The following is a 21388-nucleotide window of genomic DNA, read 5'->3' as shown; positions in this document are numbered from 1 at the left end:
TTCACGTCCCATGGATAATAAAAAAATCTCTGTTTCCAGAGATTTCGTTTTTACCACTCCAATATGTACCCTTTTACTTTCCTTGGTGTTCCACTTTCGACCATCTGCTCTCCTTCAAAATAAGGATTCTCCACGTCAAATCGATAAGCAATTGATTCTGGTTCCAAATACAGCTTGTACTCTAAATCTGTTACCTTGTTTAGAGAAATATCCGCAACCGTCGTCTTGTTGGATTCCTCATCAATGAGAAGTATATCAATGTGCTCATATCCTTGTGTCATCAGCTTCTCCTTCATATTCATAGCATGACTCTCCCGTCCTTTTTGTCTATTAACCTTTACCCGGCCTGTCCATCACAAAAACGTAAAAAACGGGAGGAAATCCCCCCGTTCTTATTTATTAATATCCGTATCCACGGCCACCTACATAAGATGCACCAATGATGATCAAAAGGATGAACAAAACAACCAACAGGGCGAAACCGCCTCCGTATCCGTATCCTCCGCTCATTTATTCCCCTCCTCTCACTTACTTTACTACCTTATTCAGATTCGGGGGGTTAGGAAGGGCGGATGCGGATTTTCATTTAAATTATCTTTTCCCTGCACCCCTTCAAAAAGGAAGGGCTCGTCTTAATGATAAATAAGCGAAGTAGAGCGATTGCGCAAAAAAGGCGATCCCCCATATCGGGGCCGGTATGATTTTAGTCGCCCTTGCCAGATTGGCGGCATCTCCAGCCTGTCCCGGAGCGACGAAACTGATCCACATAATTTCAAAAGCGCTCGTCACCGATTCGACGAGAATCAGCGAAGCAAAAAAGACCAGCGTATATTGGACAACCGTTTCATGACCGGTCCGCAGCAGCCAAAGGAACCCGGCTCCGAACGTCACGATCCAAAACACCCCATACAGGTTACGTACCCAGAAGATCAAATTAACAGCAAGGAAGGCAAGAAGAATATAGATCATCCATTTGTAGTGGCCACGCCAGATTAAATAGAAAAACAAGAAAGCAAAAAAGGATGCGAAGACGTATCCAGCCATGCTTGTCAGCACCTGTCCGAACCAGGACCGGTGCCCCGTCCACGTGAGGCCGGAGGTGTCAGGAAGGAGTGAAATCCTCCGGACCTCGCCACCAGTCAACAAAGCCATGAGAGAATGTCCGCTTTCATGGATCATCGTATTCAAAATGGCGAAATACTTCCCAACAATAGGCAGCTGCGTCAAAATCAGCGCCAGGACGAGCATCAGAATGATTTGTAATTTCAAGAGTAGACCTCCTTTTCGATAAACTGTGTCGATAAATTCTTTCGCCCGTTTCTTTCCTTTGTACTATACTTAATGAAACGAAGGAGGCACGAAACATGAAGAAATTAATCGTATTATGTTCCCTCACAGCCTGTCTGTTTCTGGCCGCATGCTCCTCCCAAGCGGAAGAACAGAAAAATCAGCCGAAAGAAATAACGGTTGCTGCAGCCGCCAGTCTGACGGATGCCGTTGAAGAAGCTGCTCCCTTATTTGAAAAAGCAACCGGTACGAAAGTGAATACGACATTTGGAAGCTCCGGGAAATTAGCCAAGCAGATCGAACACGGTGCTCCGGTCGATCTATTTTTATCTGCAGACGGAATGTGGGTCGATGAATTAGAAGAAAAAGAACTTGCCGATACAGAAACACGGACGAATTTTGCTGCCAACCGCATCGTATTGATTACACCAAAGGGTCAGTCGAAAGAAAATGCCCTCACGTTCAAGAGCCTGAATAAGGTCCCGGGTGAGCAAACAATTGCAATCGGTAATCCAGACAGCGTTCCCGCTGGTTCTTATACGAAGCAGGCACTGGAAAAGATTCAATTGTGGAAGGATTTGAAAGATCAGCTTGTCTACGCCAGTGATGTCCGCCAGGTGCTGGCTTATGTAGAATCAGGCGAGGCTGCTTACGGGTTCGTTTATGCAAGTGATGCAGAGATTTCGGATAACATTCAGGTCGTCGAACAAGTGGACAAAAATCTACATAATCCGATCACATACCCAGGAATCCTTATTTCAAAAAGCCGGACTAAGGATCAAGCAGAAGCCTTCTTATCTTTCTTAAAGGAAGATCAGGGACAGGACATCCTGCGGAAATATGGGTTTGAGGTAGAGGGCTGACACGGTGAGTTATTATCCGCTCTACCTATCCCTCAAAGTAGCAGCCATCGCAACCGTTTTTGTTTTTCTTACGGGGACTCTGGCAGCAAGGTGGATTTCCAGACGAATATTTCCCGGGAAAAGTGTCCTGGAGTCTATTTTCCTCATGCCGCTGGTACTTCCGCCGACTGTAACCGGATTCGCCCTTTTATATCTGTTCGGCTCTAATGGATTCATCGGCAGCTGGCTGATGGAATCGTTCGGCATCCGGGTCATCTTCTCCTGGACAGGAGCGGTAATCGCTTCAACGGTGGTCGCTTTTCCACTCATGTATCAAAGCGCCTCCGCCGCTTTTGCCAACTACGATAAAGATTTGGAAAACGCCGCACTTACAATGGGAGCATCGAAGTGGAAAGTGTTCTTCACGATCTCTCTTCCCCTAGCATGGCCCGGCTTATTGGCAGGTCTCGTCATGACATTCGCAAGGTCACTGGGCGAGTTCGGCGCAACTCTTATGATCGCCGGCTACATCCCCGGGAAGACCGATACCATTCCACTCGCGATTTATTTTGCTGTCGAATCCGGACGAATGGAACAGGCCTACATGTGGGTACTGATTATCGTCGCACTCGGATTCAGCACCGTCCTTTGGTTGAATATATGGACGAAGAAGAAAATCTCCTCCCATCCTCATTAAAAAAGCGGAAGATCCTCCGAATGGAAGATCTTCCGCTTTTTCTTTATGCCCCCGGCAGGATTCGAACCTGCGACACACGGTTTAGGAAACCGATGCTCTATCCCCTGAGCTACGGGGGCCAAAACACGTATGTTCCCTATTATACAAAATAAACCAACAATTGAAAAGAGGTACACGCTGAATTTTACGAACTCAGCTGTTACACCTTTGGGATCTATATGGTAAAATGTTAGCTGTCTGTCTACACGTATCGTTTTTTGTAAGATAACCGCGGATGCTGCTGAGCACTGCGTTGAAATAGTGAAAAGAGTTTGAAGGAGGAGAAACCATGGGGGACCTGCCTTTCATTTCCGTCGAAGGGCCCATAGGGGTCGGGAAGACGTCTTTGTCTAAAAAGCTCGCCGCCCAATTTGACTTTCATTTGTTGAAAGAAATCGTGGAGGAAAATCCGTTTTTAGGCAAATTCTATGATGATATCGAGGAATGGAGTTTCCAAACAGAAATGTTCTTTCTATGCAACCGTTTCAAGCAGCTGGAAGACATTGAACGCAAATACTTGCAGCTTGGAAAACCTGTCGTTGCCGATTACCATATATCTAAAAACATGATCTTTGCAAGACGCACCCTGAGAGAGGATCAGTTCGACAAATACGCCCGGATTTTTGACATTCTTACTCACGACATGCCGAAACCGAATATGGTCGTCTATCTGCATGCAAGTCTGGACACATTAATGGACAGGATCCGGATGCGCAATCGTGATGTAGAAGCAAACATCCAACCGTCTTATTTGGAGCAGCTCTCTAAAGATTACGATGCGTTCATGCAGCATTTTGAGAGGGAGAATCCGGACATACCGGTTATCCGATTGAACGGGGATGAGCTTGACTTCGTAAAGCGACAGGACGACCTCGACCAAATTGTCGGACTCGTGGAACAACACTTGAATAAAGGAGAAGTAATCAAATGAATGCACGTGAACGCTATGGTATACCACATGACAGCGTCATAACAATCGCCGGTACAGTTGGAGTTGGAAAGTCTACGATGACAAATGCCATTGCTGATGCCCTCCAATTCCGTACCTCCTTTGAAAAGGTGGATACGAACCCGTATCTTGATAAATTCTATCAGGATTTCGAACGCTGGAGTTTCCATCTGCAAATTTACTTCCTCGCCGAACGCTTCAAGGAACAGAAGAAAATCTTCGAATACGGAGGCGGCTTCATCCAGGACCGTTCCATCTATGAAGATACCGGGATCTTCGCCCGGATGCACTACGAGAAAGGAACGATGTCGGAAACGGATTATGAAACCTACCGCAATCTGTTTGATGCAATGGTCATGACACCGTACTTCCCTCATCCTGACCTTCTCATTTACCTGGAAGGTTCTTTTGAAGATATCCTTTCCCGCATCAAAGAACGAGGCCGGCCGATGGAACAGGAAACTCCTGTCGAATATTGGGAAGAAATGTTTAAGCGTTACGATAATTGGATCGACAATTTCAATTCCTGCCCCGTTCTTCGTCTGAACATCGCCGACTATGATGTTTTGAACGATGAATCAAGCATTGAACCGGTATTAGAGAAAATCGGCCACTTCATCCAGGAATCACGCAAATGGCGTTCCAGCCGTCTGCTCACATAAGATTCTCACCCCCTTCCAAACGGAAGGGGGTTTTTTATAAAGTATTTATGAAATCCAACGTTTCATCACTTCCTATGCTTATCATGATAAACAGGAGGGAGCACCAGCATGCCTGTTTCTACAGCGACTGTCAGCTTGTTTATTCTTAGTCTGTTTTGTTTATTGTTCACTTGGACAATACTCGTTTTGTATAAAAGAAAAAACAACCGCTCCGGACATTAGTCCGGCCGCGGTTGTTTTTGTTTAGATAGGAATGCCTGTATCATATTCCGGTGGCTTCCGACCATTCGGTCCGGAAGCGCTTCAGGATCTATAAATGCAAGCTGCAGCGATTCTTCGTTTCGTCTTAATATCCCGCTGTACTCCTGCGTGTGATAAACGGTTGTGACGACATAGAATTCATCACCGTTTTCCACTTTGCTGTACTGATCTTCCCCCGAATAGACATCCATCAAGGAAAGAGTACCAAGCGTCAAACCGGTTTCCTCATAGACTTCCCTGCGAGCGACCTGTTCTGTGCTTTCGCCAAGCTCCATTAATCCGCCGGTAAGCCCCCAGACGCCGTGCGGAGAACGACGCTGCTGGAGAAGTATTTTCCCTTCTTCGTTCCTCACGATGACAACAGAACCGACAAGTATCAGCGGGCGATGACCGACAAGGGCGCGAAGTTCCTGAACATAACCCATCAGACGACCTCCCCTGTCAGTTGGCCAGGCCGACGGTTTCTTTTAGGTGACGGCCTTCTTCCAAAGCCTTCAGGAGGAAATGAGCGACGTCGCCCCGATTGATTCTTCTTCCATCCTTAGGAACTGTAGGCGAAGTACGGTACATCTTTGTCACACCACCGTCATCGAGGCGCATCGGACGGGCGATCGTATAATCGAGTCCTGCTGCCATAATGGCATTGACCGCCTGGCTGTGATCCTTAAGGACGTTCTTCAAAATAAGCCGGGACATCCACCCTGTAAAGCCTGGGATCTCTTTATAAATACCGGCAGAAGCAACGTACAGAATACGGGAAATGCGATGTTCAAGCATGCCCCGAACGAGATTCCCCGCCATTCTTTCCAGATTATCCTTCTGTTTCAGGCTGTCAGAGCCGAGACACGATACGACAGCCTCCTGTCCTTCCATTACAGCGGAAACGGCTTCTCTGTCGAGGGCATCTCCCTCTACGACACGTAGGCGCTCATGGACAAGCATCCATTTATCCGGTGTCCGTACAAAGGCGGTTACCTCATGGCCTGATTCAAGTGCCTGTTTCACAAAGGAAAGACCCGTTCCTCCAGTCGCACCAAATACAACGATTTTCATAGATTCCACCTCCAAGACTTCCTTCTACTCTATTATAACTTGGAGGTGTTGGGAAACCAGCATTCAGCTCTCCATCCGTCTCAGGAGAGCTGTGAATAGAACAGCACCAATAACCATTATACCGCCGATCCAAGGTGTATGGATCAGACCGATGGAATCTACAATCAACCCACCGACAAAGGAACCGATGGCAATACCGACATTAAAGGCCGCGATATTCAAAGCGGAGGCGACATTGACAGCAGAAGGGACGTATTTCTCCGCCAGCTGAACCACTAATATCTGCAAAGCAGGAACGTTCATAAATGCAAACAGTCCCATCAGGAAGAGTACGATCAGACTGACGGCCTTGAATGGAATGGCAAAAGTAAGCACGGTCAGAACCACTGCCTGAAAGACGAACATCCAGAACAACGCCTTCAGCGGGTTACGGTTGGAAAGCTTCCCGCCGACCGTGTTACCGATCGCCACTGCCACTCCGTAAACGAGCAGGATGACACTGACAAGGCTGGGAGCAAAGCCGGTGATATCCTCTAACAGTGGAGCCAGATAGGTAAACGCAACAAATGTTCCACCATACCCGAGAGCCGTTATAAGGAAAGCAAGCATAATCTTACTGTTCTTTAATATTTTCATTTGATCCGAGAATTTGGAGGGTGGTGCTTCCTCTAAATCTTTCGGTACAAGTAAAGCACTTGCAATGATGCCGATCACACCAAGTAAAGCCACACCGGCGAAGGTCGCCCTCCAGCCGAAGTGCTGACCGATGAAAGTACCGAGCGGGACCCCTGTTACCGTGGCTACCGTCAATCCTGTAAACATAAAGGCAATTGCACTTGCCCGCTTATTCTCAGGGACAAGACTTGCTGCAATGGTCGAACCGATGGAAAAGAAAATACCATGAGAAAAAGCCGTAATTACCCGCGCAGCCAACAATATACCGAAACTGGACGATAAAGCAGCGATGGAATTACCTATAATAAAAATTACCATAAGTGCCATAAGCAGATTCTTTCGTCCCATTCTACTTGTTAAAGCAGTCAAAACAGGAGCACCGACGGCAACCCCCACCGCATAACCGGAAATCAACAGACCGGCAAGTGTAATGGAAATAGATAAGTCACCTGCAAGGGAAGAAAGCAGGCCGACTGGAACGAATTCTGTCGTTCCGATACCAAAAGCACTGATCGCAAGAGCTAATAATGCAAACGTATTGCTGTTTTCTTTTGTTTGAATGGATGCCTTTCCGACACCTTGTGATTGGGAACTCATTCTGTTCCTACCTCCTCTTTTCATGATCAAAACGAGGCGCCTTTCGTTTCTAGAAACGATTATGCCTGCTTTTCCATGACTTGAGAAGTACGCACTTCCGGGTGCTATAGGAACTTATAAGTAACATTTATGACACACCAAGGGTTCTACCGAGATAAAAAAATAGCCAAACAGGTCGAACCATGGTAATTTAGTGTATAGCAATTATAAACTGTACCGTCTAAAAAGTACCTTAGGGAAGGAGAATTAGACATGGCCAAGTACAACATCCCTGTAGAGGCTGCATTGGAAGTCATCGGAGGTAAATGGAAGGTCGTCATCCTCTGTCACTTGATCAAAAAGAAAAGACGCACGTCCGAATTGAAACGCTTGATGCCCGGCATCACACAAAAGATGCTGACTCAGCAGCTTCGTGAATTGGAATCAGACGGCGTCCTGAACCGCATCGTTTATAATCAAGTACCACCGAAGGTAGAATATGAACTGACGGAATATGGATGGACGTTGAAAGGTGCCCTCGACATGCTTTGCGAATGGGGTGAACAGCATATCGAGAATACGTACCCGAACAAAGAAGATGTGCTCCTGGACACAGAGGAATTAGAAAAAGTATAGAAGGACAGATAACCATTGCTTGGAGCAGGCTCCTTGCAGACAGTGCATTCATATTAAGAAAAATCCCTCCTGATCCATGGAGGGATTTTTATTTGCCGTAACCTAAAGAGGCCGCCTCTAATTTTAAACATAAAAAAAATCGTTACATGACGTAACGATTTCTGTTCTATAATCTCCAATTTTTATGCGCAATTGTTGATAATAATAATGGCGGAGGAGGAGGGATTCGAACCCCCGCGAGCCGTAAAGCCCCTGGCGGTTTTCAAGACCGCTCCCTTCAGCCAAACTTGGGTACTCCTCCGTATGACCGACAATAAATATATTACCATTTATCATCTCTTTCGTCAATACATCCTGAAGATTTTCCCTAAAAAACCCCGGAATAATGACTGCTTTGTTATTATACAAAATCCGTATTGCCTTCGTCAACTAAAATCGACAACTTCCGATGCCGATGAACACGATGAGCTTTCCATGAGGCGGATGACCCTCCTGATCGTTTTGCTCTTCCAGGGTCTCATTGCTGAAAAAAACCGTACAGACAGGATCTGTACGGTTTTTTCTCTTATTTGCTGATGACGTCTTTGCCACCCATATATGGACGAAGCACTTCCGGCACGACGACAGAACCATCTTCCTGCTGATAGTTTTCCAAGATCGCTGCAACGGTACGACCGATGGCAAGTCCGGAACCATTCAGTGTATGGACGAATTCCGGCTTCGCTTTCTCGTCACGGCGGAAACGGATACCGGCTCGACGCGCCTGGAAATCTTCAAAGTTAGAGCAGGAGCTGATTTCGCGGTATGTTTCCTGACTCGGGATCCACACTTCGATATCATATTTCTTCGCTGCTGTGAAACCAAGATCGCCTGTGCACATGCTCATGACACGGTAAGGAAGTTTCAACAGCCGGAGTACTTTCTCCGCATGACCGGTGAGTTCTTCCAATACATCGTAAGAATCCTCCGGCTTGGCAAGCTGGACAAGCTCGACTTTGTTGAATTGGTGCTGGCGGATGAGTCCGCGGGTATCGCGACCGGCAGAACCTGCTTCAGAACGGAAGTTGGTGCTGAAAGCGACAAACTTCTGTGGAAGATCTGCTGCACTTAATATTTCTTCCCTGTGGAAGTTCGTAACTGGAACCTCTGCCGTTGGAACGAGGTAATAATCCCAGTCCTGAATCTTAAAGGCATCTTCTTCGAACTTCGGAAGCTGGCCTGTACCAGTCATAGAGGTACGATTAACCATTTGTGGTGGCAGCATCTCCTGATATCCGTGCTCATCAGAATGAAGGTCCATCATGAAGTTGAGCAGGGCACGCTCCAAGCGGGCACCAAGGCCTTTGTAGAATACGAAACGGCTTCCCGTCACCTTAGAGGCACGCTCGAAGTCCAGCATACCAAGGTCTGTCGCCACGTCCCAGTGCGGCTTCGCTTCAAAGTTGAAGGCAGGGAGTTCTCCCCATTTTCTCGCTTCCTGGTTGTCGTCTTCATCTTCTCCGACAGGAACACTTTCGTGAGGAATGTTCGGAATAGATAACAGCATCGTTTCCAATTTCTCCTCGACTTCTTTCCATTCTGTATCAAGCGTTTTGATACGATCGCCGACTTCGCGCATTTCCTTAATCTTATCGTCCGCATCTTCCTTCGCTTTCTTCAGCTGGGAGATTTCCTTGGAGACTTCATTCCTTTTCGCTTTCAGCTCTTCTGTTTCCTGAATCAGCTCCCGGCGTTTACTGTCGAGATCACCGAATGCATCCAGATCAGACAAGTCTTCCCCGCGGTTTTGCAGCTTCGCTTTTACTTCGTCAAAGTTCTGACGCAGATACTTCATGTCTAACATCATCTATTCCTCCTTGTTATTTTTCTGCCTATAAAAAAACTCCCGTCCCTTATATAAAGGGACGAGAGCTTTTCTATATGCTTCCCGCGATACCACCCAAGTTGAAGGTACCATGACCTTCCGGCTTCTACTCATAACGGTGAGCACCGGTACAGCTTACTGGACTTCGGCTGCACAACTCAAGGATGGATTCACACGGCTTCCCCGTCAGTTCTCACCAGCCACTGACTCTCTTCAAGGAGAAGGGACGTGCTACTATTTCCTATCATCGCGTTAATTATAAAGGTTGTGTTACATAAGATTAGCGGATTTAAAATTATAATGCAAGTGTTTTACGGGAGTTCTCCACCATTTTCACAAAATGAGCCGTGATGCGGTGGTCATCTGTCAATTCAGGGTGGAAAGAACATGCCAGGTACTGGTCCTGCTGAGCTGCGACGATATGTCCGTCATAGCGGGCCAGCACTTTCGTTTCTTCACCGACACCTTCGATATAAGGAGCACGGATGAAGACCGCATTGAATCCTTCCGCCACCCCTTCGATATCAAGATCCGCTTCAAAGCTTTCCCGCTGTCGGCCGAAAGCATTGCGGCGGACTTTGATATCCATCAGACCGAGGTGGACATCATAGGAACCGTCGATTTCAGATGCAAGGAGAATCAGGCCGGCACACGTACCGAAGATCGGCTTCCCTGCTTTTCCGAATTGCCGGATCGGCTCAAGGAAATCGTATTTGTCAATCAACCGGCGGATGGTTGTGCTCTCTCCACCGGGAATGATCAAACCGTCGATTTGTTCCAGCTGTTCCTTCTTCTTAACGACGACAGCTTCTGCTCCTGATGCCTCGACAGAACGAACATGCTCACGAAAAGCGCCTTGTAAACCTAAAACACCGATTGTAGTCATGATGTCATTCTCCTTTACTTACTGGCTGCGTTCCTGCATGCGCTGATCAGGTGTAAGAGTAGAGATTTCCATCCCTTTCATCGCTGTACCCAAATCTTTGGACAGCTCACCAATCAGTTTGTAGTCCGTATAGTGAGTCGTCGCTTCTACGATCGCACGAGCGAATTTCTCAGGGTTGTTGGACTTGAAGATACCGGATCCAACGAATACACCGTCTGCTCCAAGCTCCATCATAAGAGCCGCATCAGCCGGAGTAGCAATTCCACCCGCTGCAAAGTTTACAACAGGAAGACGGCCTTCTTCACGGATTTCCATAAGAAGATCGAACGGTGCGCCGTTTTCTTTAGCAAATACCATGACTTCATCTTCAGACAGACCGCGAAGTTTACGGATTTCTGATTGTACTTGACGCATGTGGCTTACTGCTTCCACGATGTTTCCTGTACCAGGCTCACCTTTCGTACGAAGCATGGAAGCTCCTTCACGGATACGACGAGTCGCTTCTCCGATGTTACGGCATCCACAAACGAAAGGAACCGTGTAGTCATCTTTCTTGATGTGGTAGATTTCATCAGCTGGAGTCAGTACTTCACTCTCATCGATATAATCCACACCCATCGCTTCAAGGACACGAGCTTCTGTGATGTGACCGATACGTGCTTTAGCCATTACCGGAATAGAAACAGCATTCATGACTTCTTCTACGATCGTTGGATCCGCCATACGAGCGACTCCACCTGCAGCACGGATGTCTGCTGGTACACGTTCAAGAGCCATAACGGCTACTGCGCCGGCCTCTTCCGCGATTTTTGCTTGCTCTGCGTTTACGACGTCCATGATGACGCCACCTTTTTGCATTTCGGCCATTCCGCGTTTGACGCGATCCGTACCTGTTTGTGACATGATATATTCCTCCCTGACAGCTATATGTTTCAAGCATTTTAAATTTTTTGAATCATAGATTCTTATCCTCTATTGTAACGCATTACCGCTTTAAATCCTACAAAATATGTAGGTTTTTTTTATGTTAGAACCAACCTTTGACCATATCTACGGCACCAGTGAAGATATCCGCAAAGAATTGGCCGATTGCTCCAAGCATCAGCATGAACCAGTTTGATTTATCGACGTCTTCCGCAGCGACGAGTTCAACGGTCTCCCCTTCATCAGAAACAAGGTTGCTGTAGTTATCTTCCCCGTTATAAACAAGAACGGCCGTTCCGACTTTGTCTCCCTTTTTGACCGGGGCGACAAGTTCTCCATCTTCATTCAGCTTGTCCTTATCCAACTTGTACTCCAGTGTGTATTGATCTTCTTCGGCATTTTTCACCATGGTGCTTAATGCTTCGCTTGTCTCAATAGCGACACTGTCTTCTTTTCCTTTAGCAACAGAAACGGTCGATTCTTCCTCTTTCGCATATCCTGCCGGGAATAGTTCCTGGCGGGAGAATTGCTGGAATCCGTAATCCAACAGTTCGGCTGTCTGCTGGAAACGGCTCTCACGGGTTTCTGATTTCATAACGACGGAAATCAGACGTACACCGTCCCGTTCAGCTGTTCCTGTAAAGGTATTGCCCGCAAGCTCGGTATAGCCGGTTTTCAAGCCGTCCATTCCTTCATATTCGAACTGCTTCAAGTTCTCTCCAGGCATTCCCGGAAGCATCCAGTTCCAGTTCGTGACGGTTTTTCCTTCGAATTCCAATGTCGGCTGACTGGAGATTTCCAGTGCCTGCGGATAATTATTGATCAGGTGATAAGCAAGCGTGGCAGCGGATTTGGCAGAAAGCATGTTGACTCCATCTGCCGCCGTTCCTTCTGGGTGGTTATCCCCGAGGTGGGCGTTATCTAATCCAGAAGCGTTCACGAATTCATAATCTGGAAGACCTAATTCCTTGGCTTTTTCATTCATCATTTTGACGAATTCGCCTTCACTTCCACCAACCAGCTCGGCCAGTGTAATCGTCGTGGCGTTATCCGAGTTGATCGCCATCGCTTCATATAGTTCTCGTACCGTATAATCTTTATTCATTTTTAACCCGACACCTGAATATTCAGGGTTGGCGGATATTTCATAAGCATAAGGACTGATTTGTGTCGTCGTATCCCAGCTGATTCTTCCTTCATCAATCGCTTCCAAAACGAGATACTCTGTCATCATCTTCGTCATACTTGCTGGAGGTAGAGTTAAATCTGCCTCTTTTTCATACAAAATCTTCCCTGTGTCTGCATCAACGAGGATCGCTGATTTCGCCCCAACGTCAACGGTGCTTGCATATGTACTCAATGGACTCATAAATACGGCAAACACTGTCATAAGCACGACCATAGTCATGGCCACTGATGCTCTCAATCTTTGTTTCAACTTTCTCGACCTCCACCCTTAAAATATGCATCCTCGTTATTTTATCACATGCGTATATAAAAGAATAGACAGGGAAAAGTCCCTGTCTATCGGATATACAGAGGGTCAAACGGAGTAGTTTGGCGCCTCTTTCGTAATCTGTACGTCATGCGGATGGCTCTCTTTCAGGCCTGCACCTGTGATACGGATGAACTGGGAATCGTTCCTTAGTGCGTCGATTGTCGGTGTGCCGCAATAGCCCATACCGGAGCGTAGTCCGCCGAGAAGCTGATGGATCGTATCCGCAAGCGGCCCTTTATAAGGCATGCGGCCTTCGATTCCTTCCGGTACCAGTTTCTTCGCTTCCTGCTCATTTTGGAAATATCGGTCTTTCGATCCGGATTCCATCGCGCCGACAGAGCCCATACCGCGATACACTTTAAAGCGTCGGCCTTGGAATATTTCCGTTTCACCAGGGCTTTCTGTTACACCTGCCAGAAGACTGCCTAGCATAACAGCATGTCCACCAGATGCAAGCGCCTTGACGATATCTCCGGAATACTTGATACCACCGTCTGCGATGATCGGTTTGCCGTGGCGGGCAGCTTCCGTTGCACAATCATGAATGGCAGTGATTTGAGGAACTCCGACTCCTGCTACGACGCGGGTCGTACAGATGGATCCAGGTCCGATTCCGACCTTCACGACATCCGCACCTGCTTCGATCAATTCGCGTGTCGCTTCCGGAGTCGCTACGTTTCCGGCAATGATATTGATTTCAGGGTGACGGTCGCGGATACGTTTCACTTGTCCGATAACCCCTTGGGAATGGCCGTGAGCCGTATCGACGACAAGGGCATCGACGCCGGCATCCACAAGTTTATCAATTCGAGTCATGGCGTCTGCTGTGACACCTACCGCTGCGGCAACAAGCAGACGTCCTTGAGAATCTTTCGCAGAGTTCGGGAATTCGATGACCTTCTCGATATCCTTGATGGTAATCAAGCCTTTCAGTACGCCTTGGTTATCGACCATCGGAAGCTTCTCGATCTTGTATTGCTGAAGGATCTTCTCCGCTTCATCCAATGTCGTGCCGACAGGAGCTGTGACCAGGTTTTCGCTTGTCATGACTTCACGGATCGGAATGGAGTAGTTTTCGATGAAGCGAAGGTCACGGTTCGTCAAGATTCCGACAAGTTTCTGTTCTTCTTCATTGTTTACGATCGGTACACCGGAAATACGGAACTTGCCCATCAAGTGTTCGGCATCAAAAACCTGATGTTCCGGTGTCAGATAGAATGGATTCGTGATGACGCCGCTCTCGGATCGCTTCACACGATCGACATGCTCGGCTTGTTCTTCGATCGACATATTCTTATGAATGACACCAAGACCGCCTTGTCGTGCCATGCCGATCGCCATCGCTGCTTCCGTAACCGTATCCATACCGGCACTGATGATCGGCATATTCAACCGAAGCGTCGGGGATAGTTCTGTCGCTAAAGAAACATCACGCGGCAGGACATCTGATTTCGCAGGCAAAAGCAGTACATCGTCAAATGTTAAACCTTCTTTAGTAAACTTGTCTTCACGCATGCTTGACCTCTCCTTTTCTTCCTTCAAATAGTTTGGGTGAAAGTGGGTAAAATAAGTGGTACATTCGCAACATTAATTACTTATTGTTATTTACAATACGACAATGATAGTGCTTTTTCAACCATAAAAATATTGGGAGAAACTCCCTTGTAACAGTGGAAAGGAGAGGAAGCGTTGCCAAATCACGATACGATTCTGACCTATCTGCAGGTCACTGCCCATTCCCGCCCGTTTCTTCAGGCTTGCTATGACAAAATCGGACATCAAAAAGCGGAGCATCACGCCTATAACAACGCCGAACGTTTCCAATACGGGTTACTTCTCGGCGGCGACTACTGGCGGACGGCTCTTCAGACACCGCTCAGCGTAAAGCCTCTCCTGTTCTATTACGGACTAAACCACTTTATGAAGAGCTGCCTGCTTACGGTCGACCCTGGTTATCCAGCAACGGCAAAAGTGCTTGCCCACGGGTTATCTACGAGAAAAAGAAAAAAACAGCATTACCGGTTTCTTGAAGATGATATAAGGATCCAGCCCCACGGCTTGTTTCAGCACGCGGCGCATCATCTTTTTCAATTCTCCTCGAACAAAGAGAAAGTATCGATGGATGAACTGCTCCGACCGCTTCCGGCGATGGACACCATCTATCAATGGAAAGAGGAAAAAGCCAAAGAACCGGATGAAAACTGGCCGGAGCTGCTTCGTTACTTCGCCGTCCTCTACAATTTAAGTATGCTTGTCCGTTATGAGGGCGAGTGGTGGGGGGAGATGGAGCAGATGAAGGACAGAGAGGATTACGTCTTCATTCTGCATTTCCTCGAAACCGCTTCGGAAAGAATTCCGGAATTGATTTCTTTGTGGATGAAAGACCAGTGGTCATCGGTTCCATGACGTCACTGGTCTTTTCTTTATTCATAGACTTCTTCAATATATAAATCCAAGTGTTCTTTTAAATTTATAATGGAATCGTTACTTTGAACAATCGGTCTGACTGGATCCTGTTCATCTACAAAGAGAATATCCGCTTTACTGTTATCGGAAAGTCGTACCTTCGTACCAATTGAGTAGCCTGTCAGTTCTTTGGCTAAGGTTTGAATGACTTCCTGGTGATACCGTCCCATCTGCTTCTGCAGCATTTCCTCGAGTACTAGAAACGGAGAACGCCGTTCCCTGTAATGGCGCTCGGACGTCATGGCATGGTACATGTCACTGACGGCAAGGATTTGACTGAACATGTGAATCTTGTCGTGATGCAGGCCAAGTGGATATCCGGTCCCGTCCATCCGCTCATGGTGCTGGAGGATCGCAAGCTTGGACTCCTTGCTTAACGAAGCGATTTTCTCTGTCATTCGGTAGGATAAGGCGGGATGATTCTTCACCTGACTGTATTCCGTTTCGGTGAGTGCAGCTTCTTTACTGGTTATCCGTTTATCGATCCGGGCCATTCCTGCATCAGCTAGTGCCCCTGCAAGCCCTACCTGAATCCATTCTCCATAGCTGTATCCCATCTTTGAAGCCACATAGCCGGATAAGAGGCCGGTCGCCACTCCGTGATGATACATATAATCAACAGCTGTCGAATGATGATGAAGTGTAAAGATGTCCGGTTTTGATTCTACCGACTTCTCAAGCAGGGGCACCATGATCCGCCTTACTTCTTGAATATCGACGGCGGACCCGGCCTGCCAGGAATTGTACCATTCCTTATAGGATTGAACGGCATCCAAGTACTGCTCCTCGAAAGTATGCAGTATAACAGAAGAGGGAGAAGGCGTATTGGATATCGGTTGTTCTGTTTCTGTGTCTGTGTCTTGCTGAGGAATGAACGGTGTGCCGTCGGAACGCTTGTGGGATATTTCTATGTAAGGGATTTGAAACTTCTTCAAAACTTCGATATGAACCGGTTGAACGATGGTATTTTTCGGAATGATCGGTCGCTGTGTACGTCCTTTCACGTCTTGAACGATGATGCATCCCGGTGTCAACTGCCCTGGACTCACTCTCATACGTACTTCCACCTCTCTTGTAGAAATAAAAAAGCCGCCTGCCGCTAAGGAACGACAGGCGACGGTATTTAAGCTTACGACTCTTCTGTAGGATCGTTACCGGATTCAGATTCTGTTTCCGAAGCTTCCTGCTCCGCCTGCATTTCGGCTTCTGCTTCCATTGCTTCTTCCAACAGTTCTTCTTCCTCTTTCTCGGATTCAACCCGGGCGACAGTCGCCACTTCTTCTCCATCTCCAAGACGGATCAGGCGGACTCCTTGTGTGTTACGTCCTGTTTCGGAAATACTTTCCATCGGCATGCGGATCAAGACACCGCTTGCTGTGATGATCATGATATCCTCTTCACCGTTTACGGCTTTTGTTGATACAACATGACCGTTCTTATCTGTCAGATTACACGTGATGATTCCTTTACCACCACGGTTTGTAATTCTGTAATCACTCGCAGGGGTACGCTTTCCGTAGCCATTCGTCGTTACGGTCAATACCTGCAGGGAGTCATCAAGGATTTCCATGGAAACGACGTGGTCATCGTCACGGAGGGAAATTCCCTTCACACCAGCTGCTGTACGGCCCATTGGACGAATCTGGTCTTCATTGAACCGGATCAGATATCCGTTCCTTGTTCCGATCATGATATCCTTCGATCCATCCGTAAGACGAACGGAGATAAGTTCATCATCTTCCCGAAGACCGAGGGCGATCAGACCGCCTTTACGAATATTGGCGAACTGGGACAATGTCGTCCGTTTCGTAATCCCGTTTCTCGTTGTGAAGACGAGGTACCAGTCATCTACGAAATCTTCGACAGCGATGACGGCATTGATCCATTCATCCTGCTCGATATTCAGCATGTTGATGATCGGGATTCCTTTCGCAGTACGGCTGAATTCCGGTACTTCATACCCTTTTGCCTTGTAAACCTTCCCTTTGTTGGAGAAGAACAACAGCGTATTGTGAGTAGAAGTAGAAAGCAGGTGTTCCACGAAATCTTCTTCATGAGTGCCCATTCCCTGTACTCCGCGTCCTCCGCGGCGCTGGGAACGATACGTGGTTGCAGGAAGACGTTTCACGTATCCCTGGTGAGTCAATGTCACGATGACCGTCTCTTCCGGAATCAGGTCTTCATCTTCAATAAAGTCTGTACCGCCAAGGACGATTTCTGTACGGCGCTCATCATTGTAACGCTCTTTGATGTCGAGGAGCTCTCCACGAATTATCTCAAGAACCTTCTCGTCATCGGCCAGGATTGCCTTCAATTCGGCAATATGCTTGATAAGCTCCTGGTACTCTTCTTCGATCTTCTCTCTTTCAAGACCAGTCAAACGCTGAAGGCGCATATCAAGAATCGCCTGGGCTTGTTTCTCTGAAAGACCGAATCGTTCCATCAAGCCGTTTCTCGCAATGTCTGTCGTCTGCGATTCACGAATCAGCGCGATCACTTCATCCAGATGATCAAGTGCGATACGCAGCCCCGCCAAAATGTGGGCACGCGCTTCCGCTTTTTTCAGTTCGAATTCTGTACGTCGTCTGATAACGACCTTCTGGTGCTCTAAGTAATGCTCCAGACACTGCTTAAGGTTGAGGACCTTCGGATGGCCGTCAACGAGAGCAAGGATGTTGATGCCGAAAGTAGACTGCAGAGCTGTCATTTTATACAAATTATTCAAGAGGACGTTCGGATTCACATCTCTGCGAAGCTCGATAACGACACGCATTCCGTTCCGGTCAGACTCGTCACGAAGATCGGTGATACCGTCAATCTTCTTATCACGGGCAAGATCGGCGATCTTCTCTACAAGACGGGCTTTGTTCACCTGGTATGGAAGCTCTGTGACAAGCAGACGTGTTTTGCCGTTCGCCTGTTCTTCAATATCGACTTTGGCACGAACGGTAATCGAGCCTTTCCCAGTTTCATAGGCTTTACGGATACCGCTCAAGCCAAGGATCTTACCGGCAGTAGGGAAATCCGGGCCGTAAATATGATTTTCCATCAATTCCTGGATCGTAATATCCTCATCCTTACTCAAGGCAAGGACTGCGTCGATGACTTCCCCCAACTGGTGGGGAGGGATGTTTGTCGCCATACCGACAGCAATTCCCGCTCCTCCGTTCACGAGCAAGTTCGGGAATTTAGATGGCAGAACGGCTGGTTCACGCTCGGTACCATCATAGTTGTCATTGTAATCGATCGTATCCTTGTTGATATCACGAAGGATCTCCATCGAGATTTTGGACATTCGGGCCTCTGTGTAACGCATGGCGGCTGCGGCGTCCCCGTCCACAGAACCGAAGTTACCGTGACCGTCTACAAGCATGTAACGGTAGTTGAAATCCTGAGCCATACGGACCATCGTATCGTAAACAGCGGAATCTCCGTGCGGGTGATACTTACCGATAACTTCCCCTACGATACGAGCCGATTTCTTATAAGCTTTATCTGCGTGCATTCCAAGGTCATGCATGGCATACAATATTCTCCGGTGTACAGGCTTCAATCCATCCCTTACATCCGGAAGGGCACGGGCGACGATAACACTCATCGCATAGTCCAGGAAAGAGGTTCTCATTTCCTGACTGATATTGATTTCCTGCACGCGCGGGCGTTCGGGTTGATCGACCATTCTTTCTACCTCCTAGTTGCCTTTCAAAGAGAAGCAGCCGCAAAAGGCTGCTCCCTCCTCTTCCCTCCCATCCAAACTGGTGGAAAAGAAAAAGACTGCTGATCTATCTATTTACACATCAAGATTCTGTACATACTGGGCATTTTCCTGAATGAAGTTACGACGCGGTTCGACTTTGTCTCCCATCAGGATATCAAATGTTTCATCAGCGCCCATCGCATCTTCCAGATTCACCTGAAGCATCGAACGGGTTTCCGGATCCATCGTCGTCTCCCACAGCTGTTCCGGGTTCATCTCTCCAAGTCCCTTGTAACGCTGAATCCCTGGTTTCGGTGAAGCAGAAAGCTGGGCAAGCATGGAATCAAGCCCTTTGTCGCTGTAGGTATAGTACGTCGCTTTCCCCTGCTGGATCTTATACAGCGGCGGCTGGGCGATGTAAATATAGCCTTTTTCGATCAGAGGACGCATGTAACGATAGAAGAACGTCAGCAGCAATGTACGGATATGGGCACCGTCGACATCGGCATCCGTCATGATGACGATCTTATGGTAACGGGCTTTCTCTATGTCGAAATCTTCACCGATTCCCGTACCGAGCGCCGTAATGATTGTTCTGATTTCGTTGTTGGAAAGAATCTTATCCAGGCGAGCTTTCTCTACGTTGATGATCTTACCTCTCAATGGAAGAATAGCTTGGAAGTGCCTGTCACGGCCCTGCTTTGCTGAACCTCCGGCAGAGTCACCCTCAACGATGTACAGTTCTGATATTTTGGCATCTTTGGAAGAACAGTCTGCTAATTTACCAGGCAGGTTGGATACTTCCAATGCGCTCTTGCGGCGGGTCAATTCCCTGGCTTTCTTCGCTGCCATTCTTGCTCTTGAAGCCATCAGGCCCTTCTCGACAATCGTTTTCGCCATTTGCGGGTTTTCAAAAAGGAATCTGGAGAAATTCTCTGAGAACAAGGCGTCCGTCACGGTTCTCGCTTCACTGTTCCCAAGTTTCGTCTTCGTCTGTCCCTCAAACTGCGGATCCGGGTGTTTGAGCGAGATGATCGCTGTCAGTCCTTCCCGGACGTCGTCCCCGGTCAAGTTCGGATCGGTCTCCTTGAACATGTTGTTCTTGCGGGCGTAGTCGTTAATGACACGCGTCAGTCCTGTCTTGAACCCGGATTCATGTGTTCCACCTTCATAGGTATGGATGTTGTTCGCGTAGGAATAGATATTGCTTGCGAATCCATCGTTGTACTGCATTGCGATTTCGATGGATATTTCATCCTGCTCGCCTTCGATGAAAAAGGCATCATGCAGTACTTCACGCGTACGGTTCATGTGTTCGACGTAGGAAAGGATCCCACCTTCGAAATGATATTGGACCGGATCTTCATCCGTACGTTTATCATCGATCGTTATCGTCAATCCTTTATTCAGGAAAGCAAGCTCACGCAGACGGTTGGCCAGGATTTCGAACTTATACTCCTGCGTTTCTGAGAAGATCTCTTCATCAGGTTTGAATGTGATGCGTGTTCCAGTAATGTCTGTCTCACCGATCACTTTCAAATCATCCGCAGGTACACCGCGGTGGTAGGCCTGGTAATAAATGTTCCCATCCCGGTGAACGAATACTTCCAGCTTCGTTGATAAGGCGTTCACGACAGAAGCTCCCACCCCGTGCAGACCTCCGGACACTTTGTATCCTCCGCCGCCGAATTTACCGCCGGCGTGGAGAACGGTCAGGATCGTCTCTACGGCAGGACGACCGGTCTTTTCCTGAATACCTACAGGGATACCGCGCCCATTATCTGTAACCGTGATGCTGTTATCCTCTTCAATGGCAACTTCAATATGGTCACAGTAACCGGCCATCGCTTCGTCAATACTGTTATCGACAATCTCCCATACGAGGTGGTGAAGGCCCTTTTCGTTCGTCGATCCGATGTACATTCCCGGACGTTTCCGAACAGCCTCCAACCCTTCCAGTACCTGTATTTGACTCTCATCATACGCCTGTTGTTCTTCGATAATATCTTCCTTCATGGTACTCACCTACATTTCTCAAGTGGTTTTGCATTAAATCCTTTAGGACTGCTGACTGAATCTATCGCTTGTTTCTTTATGTTTCCTCCGAGTAATCCTCAAGCTTGCTTAAGGTCGTCATCATATTGGCACGTTTCTTCAACGTGAAAACAGACAGTGGACTGAAGTAGATCACATCGTTCGTTATGACGATAGACTTCGCTTGATGATCTTCTGTTTCAATAACCTGTCTGTTTTTTCGCTGATTGAAAATAAACTCCTCGATGATCGAAGAAGAAGAAATCAAGCTGTTATCGATGATCGCCACTACGTCTTCCGAATGAATCACATGGTCATCCCCGATGTGAATAAACATTCCTC

The 21388-nt window shown here is 47.6% G+C and carries 21 protein-coding genes, 2 tRNA genes and 1 other annotated feature; of the genes, 6 read left to right on the top strand and 17 right to left on the bottom strand.

From position 1 onward, the window contains the following. Nucleotides 1–50: 50 nt before the first annotated feature. The 3 genes from AXG56_RS14800 to AXG56_RS14795 form a co-directional block, all read right to left on the bottom strand. Nucleotides 51–302 carry a hypothetical protein gene (locus AXG56_RS14800; protein ID WP_008636107.1) on the bottom strand — a complete coding sequence of 84 codons (252 nt, stop codon included), beginning with the start codon at nucleotides 300–302 and terminating at the stop codon, nucleotides 51–53. A 97-nt stretch (nucleotides 303–399) separates the two neighbouring features. After that, entirely contained in the window at nucleotides 400–510 is a 111-nt protein-coding gene (locus AXG56_RS19200) for a YjcZ family sporulation protein (protein ID WP_008636109.1), read from the bottom strand. Nucleotides 511–612: 102 nt separating this feature from the next. After that, a complete protein-coding gene (locus AXG56_RS14795; RefSeq protein ID WP_026577615.1) occupies nucleotides 613–1269 on the bottom strand; it encodes a M50 family metallopeptidase in 657 nt (218 codons plus the stop codon). Between the two features lie 95 nt (nucleotides 1270–1364). Here AXG56_RS14795 and modA point away from each other — a divergent pair, with 95 nt between their 5' ends. Both modA and modB read left to right on the top strand, forming a co-directional pair. Continuing rightward, a complete protein-coding gene (gene modA / locus AXG56_RS14790; protein ID WP_008636126.1) occupies nucleotides 1365–2150 on the top strand; it encodes a molybdate ABC transporter substrate-binding protein in 786 nt (261 codons plus the stop codon). A gap of 4 nt (nucleotides 2151–2154) precedes the next feature. Continuing rightward, complete coding sequence (modB, locus tag AXG56_RS14785) at nucleotides 2155–2826, top strand: molybdate ABC transporter permease subunit (RefSeq protein WP_008636128.1); 672 nt, start codon at nucleotides 2155–2157, stop codon at nucleotides 2824–2826. Nucleotides 2827–2872: 46 nt separating this feature from the next. Here the strand turns inward: modB and AXG56_RS14780 are convergent. Next, nucleotides 2873–2945: transfer RNA gene (locus AXG56_RS14780), tRNA-Arg, on the bottom strand. Nucleotides 2946–3154: 209 nt separating this feature from the next. Here AXG56_RS14780 and AXG56_RS14775 point away from each other — a divergent pair. After that, nucleotides 3155–3796: a deoxynucleoside kinase gene (locus AXG56_RS14775; RefSeq protein ID WP_008636130.1), complete on the top strand. Its 642-nt coding sequence runs from the start codon at nucleotides 3155–3157 to the stop codon at nucleotides 3794–3796. Beyond that, nucleotides 3793–4476 carry a deoxynucleoside kinase gene (locus tag AXG56_RS14770; protein WP_008636132.1) on the top strand — a complete coding sequence of 228 codons (684 nt, stop codon included), beginning with the start codon at nucleotides 3793–3795 and terminating at the stop codon, nucleotides 4474–4476. Before AXG56_RS14775 ends, AXG56_RS14770 begins: the two co-directional genes overlap by 4 nt. A 218-nt stretch (nucleotides 4477–4694) precedes the next feature. Here the strand turns inward: AXG56_RS14770 and AXG56_RS14765 are convergent, their stop codons facing one another. The 3 genes from AXG56_RS14765 to AXG56_RS14755 all read right to left on the bottom strand — a co-directional run bounded on the left by AXG56_RS14765 (nucleotide 4695) and on the right by AXG56_RS14755 (nucleotide 7062). Then, nucleotides 4695–5162 (bottom strand): NUDIX hydrolase, encoded by a 468-nt coding sequence (locus AXG56_RS14765; protein ID WP_062515216.1) that lies wholly within the window; start codon nucleotides 5160–5162, stop codon nucleotides 4695–4697. Between the two features lie 16 nt (nucleotides 5163–5178). Then, nucleotides 5179–5790: an NAD(P)-dependent oxidoreductase gene (locus AXG56_RS14760; protein WP_008636134.1), complete on the bottom strand. Its 612-nt coding sequence runs from the start codon at nucleotides 5788–5790 to the stop codon at nucleotides 5179–5181. A gap of 63 nt (nucleotides 5791–5853) precedes the next feature. Beyond that, nucleotides 5854–7062, bottom strand: coding sequence for an MFS transporter (locus tag AXG56_RS14755; protein ID WP_062515214.1), 1209 nt, complete (start codon nucleotides 7060–7062; stop codon nucleotides 5854–5856). Between the two features lie 252 nt (nucleotides 7063–7314). Here AXG56_RS14755 and AXG56_RS14750 point away from each other — a divergent pair, with 252 nt between their 5' ends. Continuing rightward, on the top strand, nucleotides 7315–7677 hold the full coding sequence (locus tag AXG56_RS14750) for a helix-turn-helix domain-containing protein (RefSeq protein ID WP_008636136.1): 363 nt from the start codon (nucleotides 7315–7317) through the stop codon (nucleotides 7675–7677). 208 nt (nucleotides 7678–7885) lie between these two features. Here the strand turns inward: AXG56_RS14750 and AXG56_RS14745 are convergent. From AXG56_RS14745 to guaB, 6 genes are all read right to left on the bottom strand, one after another. After that, nucleotides 7886–7978, bottom strand: a tRNA-Ser gene (locus AXG56_RS14745). A 264-nt stretch (nucleotides 7979–8242) separates the two neighbouring features. Continuing rightward, the gene (gene serS, locus AXG56_RS14740; protein ID WP_062515212.1) at nucleotides 8243–9520 is read right to left on the bottom strand and encodes a serine--tRNA ligase; all 1278 of its coding nucleotides are present in this window, start codon (nucleotides 9518–9520) and stop codon (nucleotides 8243–8245) included. Between the two features lie 54 nt (nucleotides 9521–9574). Continuing rightward, nucleotides 9575–9798, bottom strand: a binding site (T-box leader). Between the two features lie 38 nt (nucleotides 9799–9836). Then, complete coding sequence (gene pdxT, locus AXG56_RS14735) at nucleotides 9837–10427, bottom strand: pyridoxal 5'-phosphate synthase glutaminase subunit PdxT (protein WP_026577622.1); 591 nt, start codon at nucleotides 10425–10427, stop codon at nucleotides 9837–9839. A gap of 18 nt (nucleotides 10428–10445) precedes the next feature. Continuing rightward, nucleotides 10446–11330, bottom strand: a complete 885-nt coding sequence (gene pdxS, locus AXG56_RS14730) for a pyridoxal 5'-phosphate synthase lyase subunit PdxS (protein WP_008636157.1) — start codon at nucleotides 11328–11330, stop codon at nucleotides 10446–10448. A 124-nt stretch (nucleotides 11331–11454) separates the two neighbouring features. Further along, nucleotides 11455–12789, bottom strand: coding sequence for a serine hydrolase (locus tag AXG56_RS14725; RefSeq protein ID WP_008636159.1), 1335 nt, complete (start codon nucleotides 12787–12789; stop codon nucleotides 11455–11457). Between the two features lie 105 nt (nucleotides 12790–12894). Next, a complete protein-coding gene (gene guaB / locus AXG56_RS14720; RefSeq protein ID WP_008636161.1) occupies nucleotides 12895–14364 on the bottom strand; it encodes an IMP dehydrogenase in 1470 nt (489 codons plus the stop codon). Nucleotides 14365–14538: 174 nt separating this feature from the next. On the opposite strand from guaB, the gene AXG56_RS14715 reads away from it, so the two are divergent. After that, nucleotides 14539–15255 carry a YaaC family protein gene (locus tag AXG56_RS14715; protein WP_026577624.1) on the top strand — a complete coding sequence of 239 codons (717 nt, stop codon included), beginning with the start codon at nucleotides 14539–14541 and terminating at the stop codon, nucleotides 15253–15255. A gap of 17 nt (nucleotides 15256–15272) precedes the next feature. Here the strand turns inward: AXG56_RS14715 and AXG56_RS14710 are convergent, their stop codons facing one another. The 4 genes from AXG56_RS14710 to remB form a co-directional block, all read right to left on the bottom strand. Then, nucleotides 15273–16370, bottom strand: coding sequence for an HD-GYP domain-containing protein (locus AXG56_RS14710; protein ID WP_062515210.1), 1098 nt, complete (start codon nucleotides 16368–16370; stop codon nucleotides 15273–15275). A gap of 74 nt (nucleotides 16371–16444) precedes the next feature. Further along, nucleotides 16445–18994, bottom strand: coding sequence for a DNA gyrase subunit A (gene gyrA, locus AXG56_RS14705; protein WP_008636167.1), 2550 nt, complete (start codon nucleotides 18992–18994; stop codon nucleotides 16445–16447). A 111-nt stretch (nucleotides 18995–19105) separates the two neighbouring features. Further along, on the bottom strand, nucleotides 19106–21028 hold the full coding sequence (gene gyrB, locus AXG56_RS14700) for a DNA topoisomerase (ATP-hydrolyzing) subunit B (RefSeq protein ID WP_008636168.1): 1923 nt from the start codon (nucleotides 21026–21028) through the stop codon (nucleotides 19106–19108). A gap of 76 nt (nucleotides 21029–21104) precedes the next feature. Beyond that, nucleotides 21105–21383, bottom strand: coding sequence for an extracellular matrix regulator RemB (gene remB, locus AXG56_RS14695; protein ID WP_062515208.1), 279 nt, complete (start codon nucleotides 21381–21383; stop codon nucleotides 21105–21107). Nucleotides 21384–21388 lie beyond the last annotated feature (5 nt).

Source organism: Halobacillus sp. KGW1 (genome assembly GCF_001592845.1).
GTDB lineage: Bacteria > Bacillota > Bacilli > Bacillales > Halobacillaceae > Halobacillus.
The sequence above is the reverse complement of the archived record's forward strand: the minus strand, read 5'-3'. Positions and strand labels throughout refer to the sequence as shown.

What these genes read in the sequence shown, in the direction of transcription:
- gyrB (WP_008636168.1), bottom strand. Translation starts at nt 21,028, where the DNA reads ATGAAGGAAGATATTATCGAAGAACAACAGGCGTATGATGAGAGTCAA.
- AXG56_RS14710 (WP_062515210.1), bottom strand. Translation starts at nt 16,370, where the DNA reads ATGAGAGTGAGTCCAGGGCAGTTGACACCGGGATGCATCATCGTTCAA.
- AXG56_RS14750 (WP_008636136.1), top strand. Translation starts at nt 7,315, where the DNA reads ATGGCCAAGTACAACATCCCTGTAGAGGCTGCATTGGAAGTCATCGGA.
- AXG56_RS14800 (WP_008636107.1), bottom strand. Translation starts at nt 302, where the DNA reads ATGAATATGAAGGAGAAGCTGATGACACAAGGATATGAGCACATTGAT.
- modA (WP_008636126.1), top strand. Translation starts at nt 1,365, where the DNA reads ATGAAGAAATTAATCGTATTATGTTCCCTCACAGCCTGTCTGTTTCTG.
- guaB (WP_008636161.1), bottom strand. Translation starts at nt 14,364, where the DNA reads ATGCGTGAAGACAAGTTTACTAAAGAAGGTTTAACATTTGACGATGTA.
- AXG56_RS14755 (WP_062515214.1), bottom strand. Translation starts at nt 7,062, where the DNA reads ATGAGTTCCCAATCACAAGGTGTCGGAAAGGCATCCATTCAAACAAAA.
- gyrA (WP_008636167.1), bottom strand. Translation starts at nt 18,994, where the DNA reads ATGGTCGATCAACCCGAACGCCCGCGCGTGCAGGAAATCAATATCAGT.
- AXG56_RS14765 (WP_062515216.1), bottom strand. Translation starts at nt 5,162, where the DNA reads ATGGGTTATGTTCAGGAACTTCGCGCCCTTGTCGGTCATCGCCCGCTG.
- pdxS (WP_008636157.1), bottom strand. Translation starts at nt 11,330, where the DNA reads ATGTCACAAACAGGTACGGATCGCGTCAAACGCGGAATGGCCGAAATG.
- AXG56_RS14775 (WP_008636130.1), top strand. Translation starts at nt 3,155, where the DNA reads ATGGGGGACCTGCCTTTCATTTCCGTCGAAGGGCCCATAGGGGTCGGG.
- remB (WP_062515208.1), bottom strand. Translation starts at nt 21,383, where the DNA reads ATGTTTATTCACATCGGGGATGACCATGTGATTCATTCGGAAGACGTA.
- AXG56_RS19200 (WP_008636109.1), bottom strand. Translation starts at nt 510, where the DNA reads ATGAGCGGAGGATACGGATACGGAGGCGGTTTCGCCCTGTTGGTTGTT.
- pdxT (WP_026577622.1), bottom strand. Translation starts at nt 10,427, where the DNA reads ATGACTACAATCGGTGTTTTAGGTTTACAAGGCGCTTTTCGTGAGCAT.
- serS (WP_062515212.1), bottom strand. Translation starts at nt 9,520, where the DNA reads ATGTTAGACATGAAGTATCTGCGTCAGAACTTTGACGAAGTAAAAGCG.
- AXG56_RS14760 (WP_008636134.1), bottom strand. Translation starts at nt 5,790, where the DNA reads ATGAAAATCGTTGTATTTGGTGCGACTGGAGGAACGGGTCTTTCCTTT.
- AXG56_RS14770 (WP_008636132.1), top strand. Translation starts at nt 3,793, where the DNA reads ATGAATGCACGTGAACGCTATGGTATACCACATGACAGCGTCATAACA.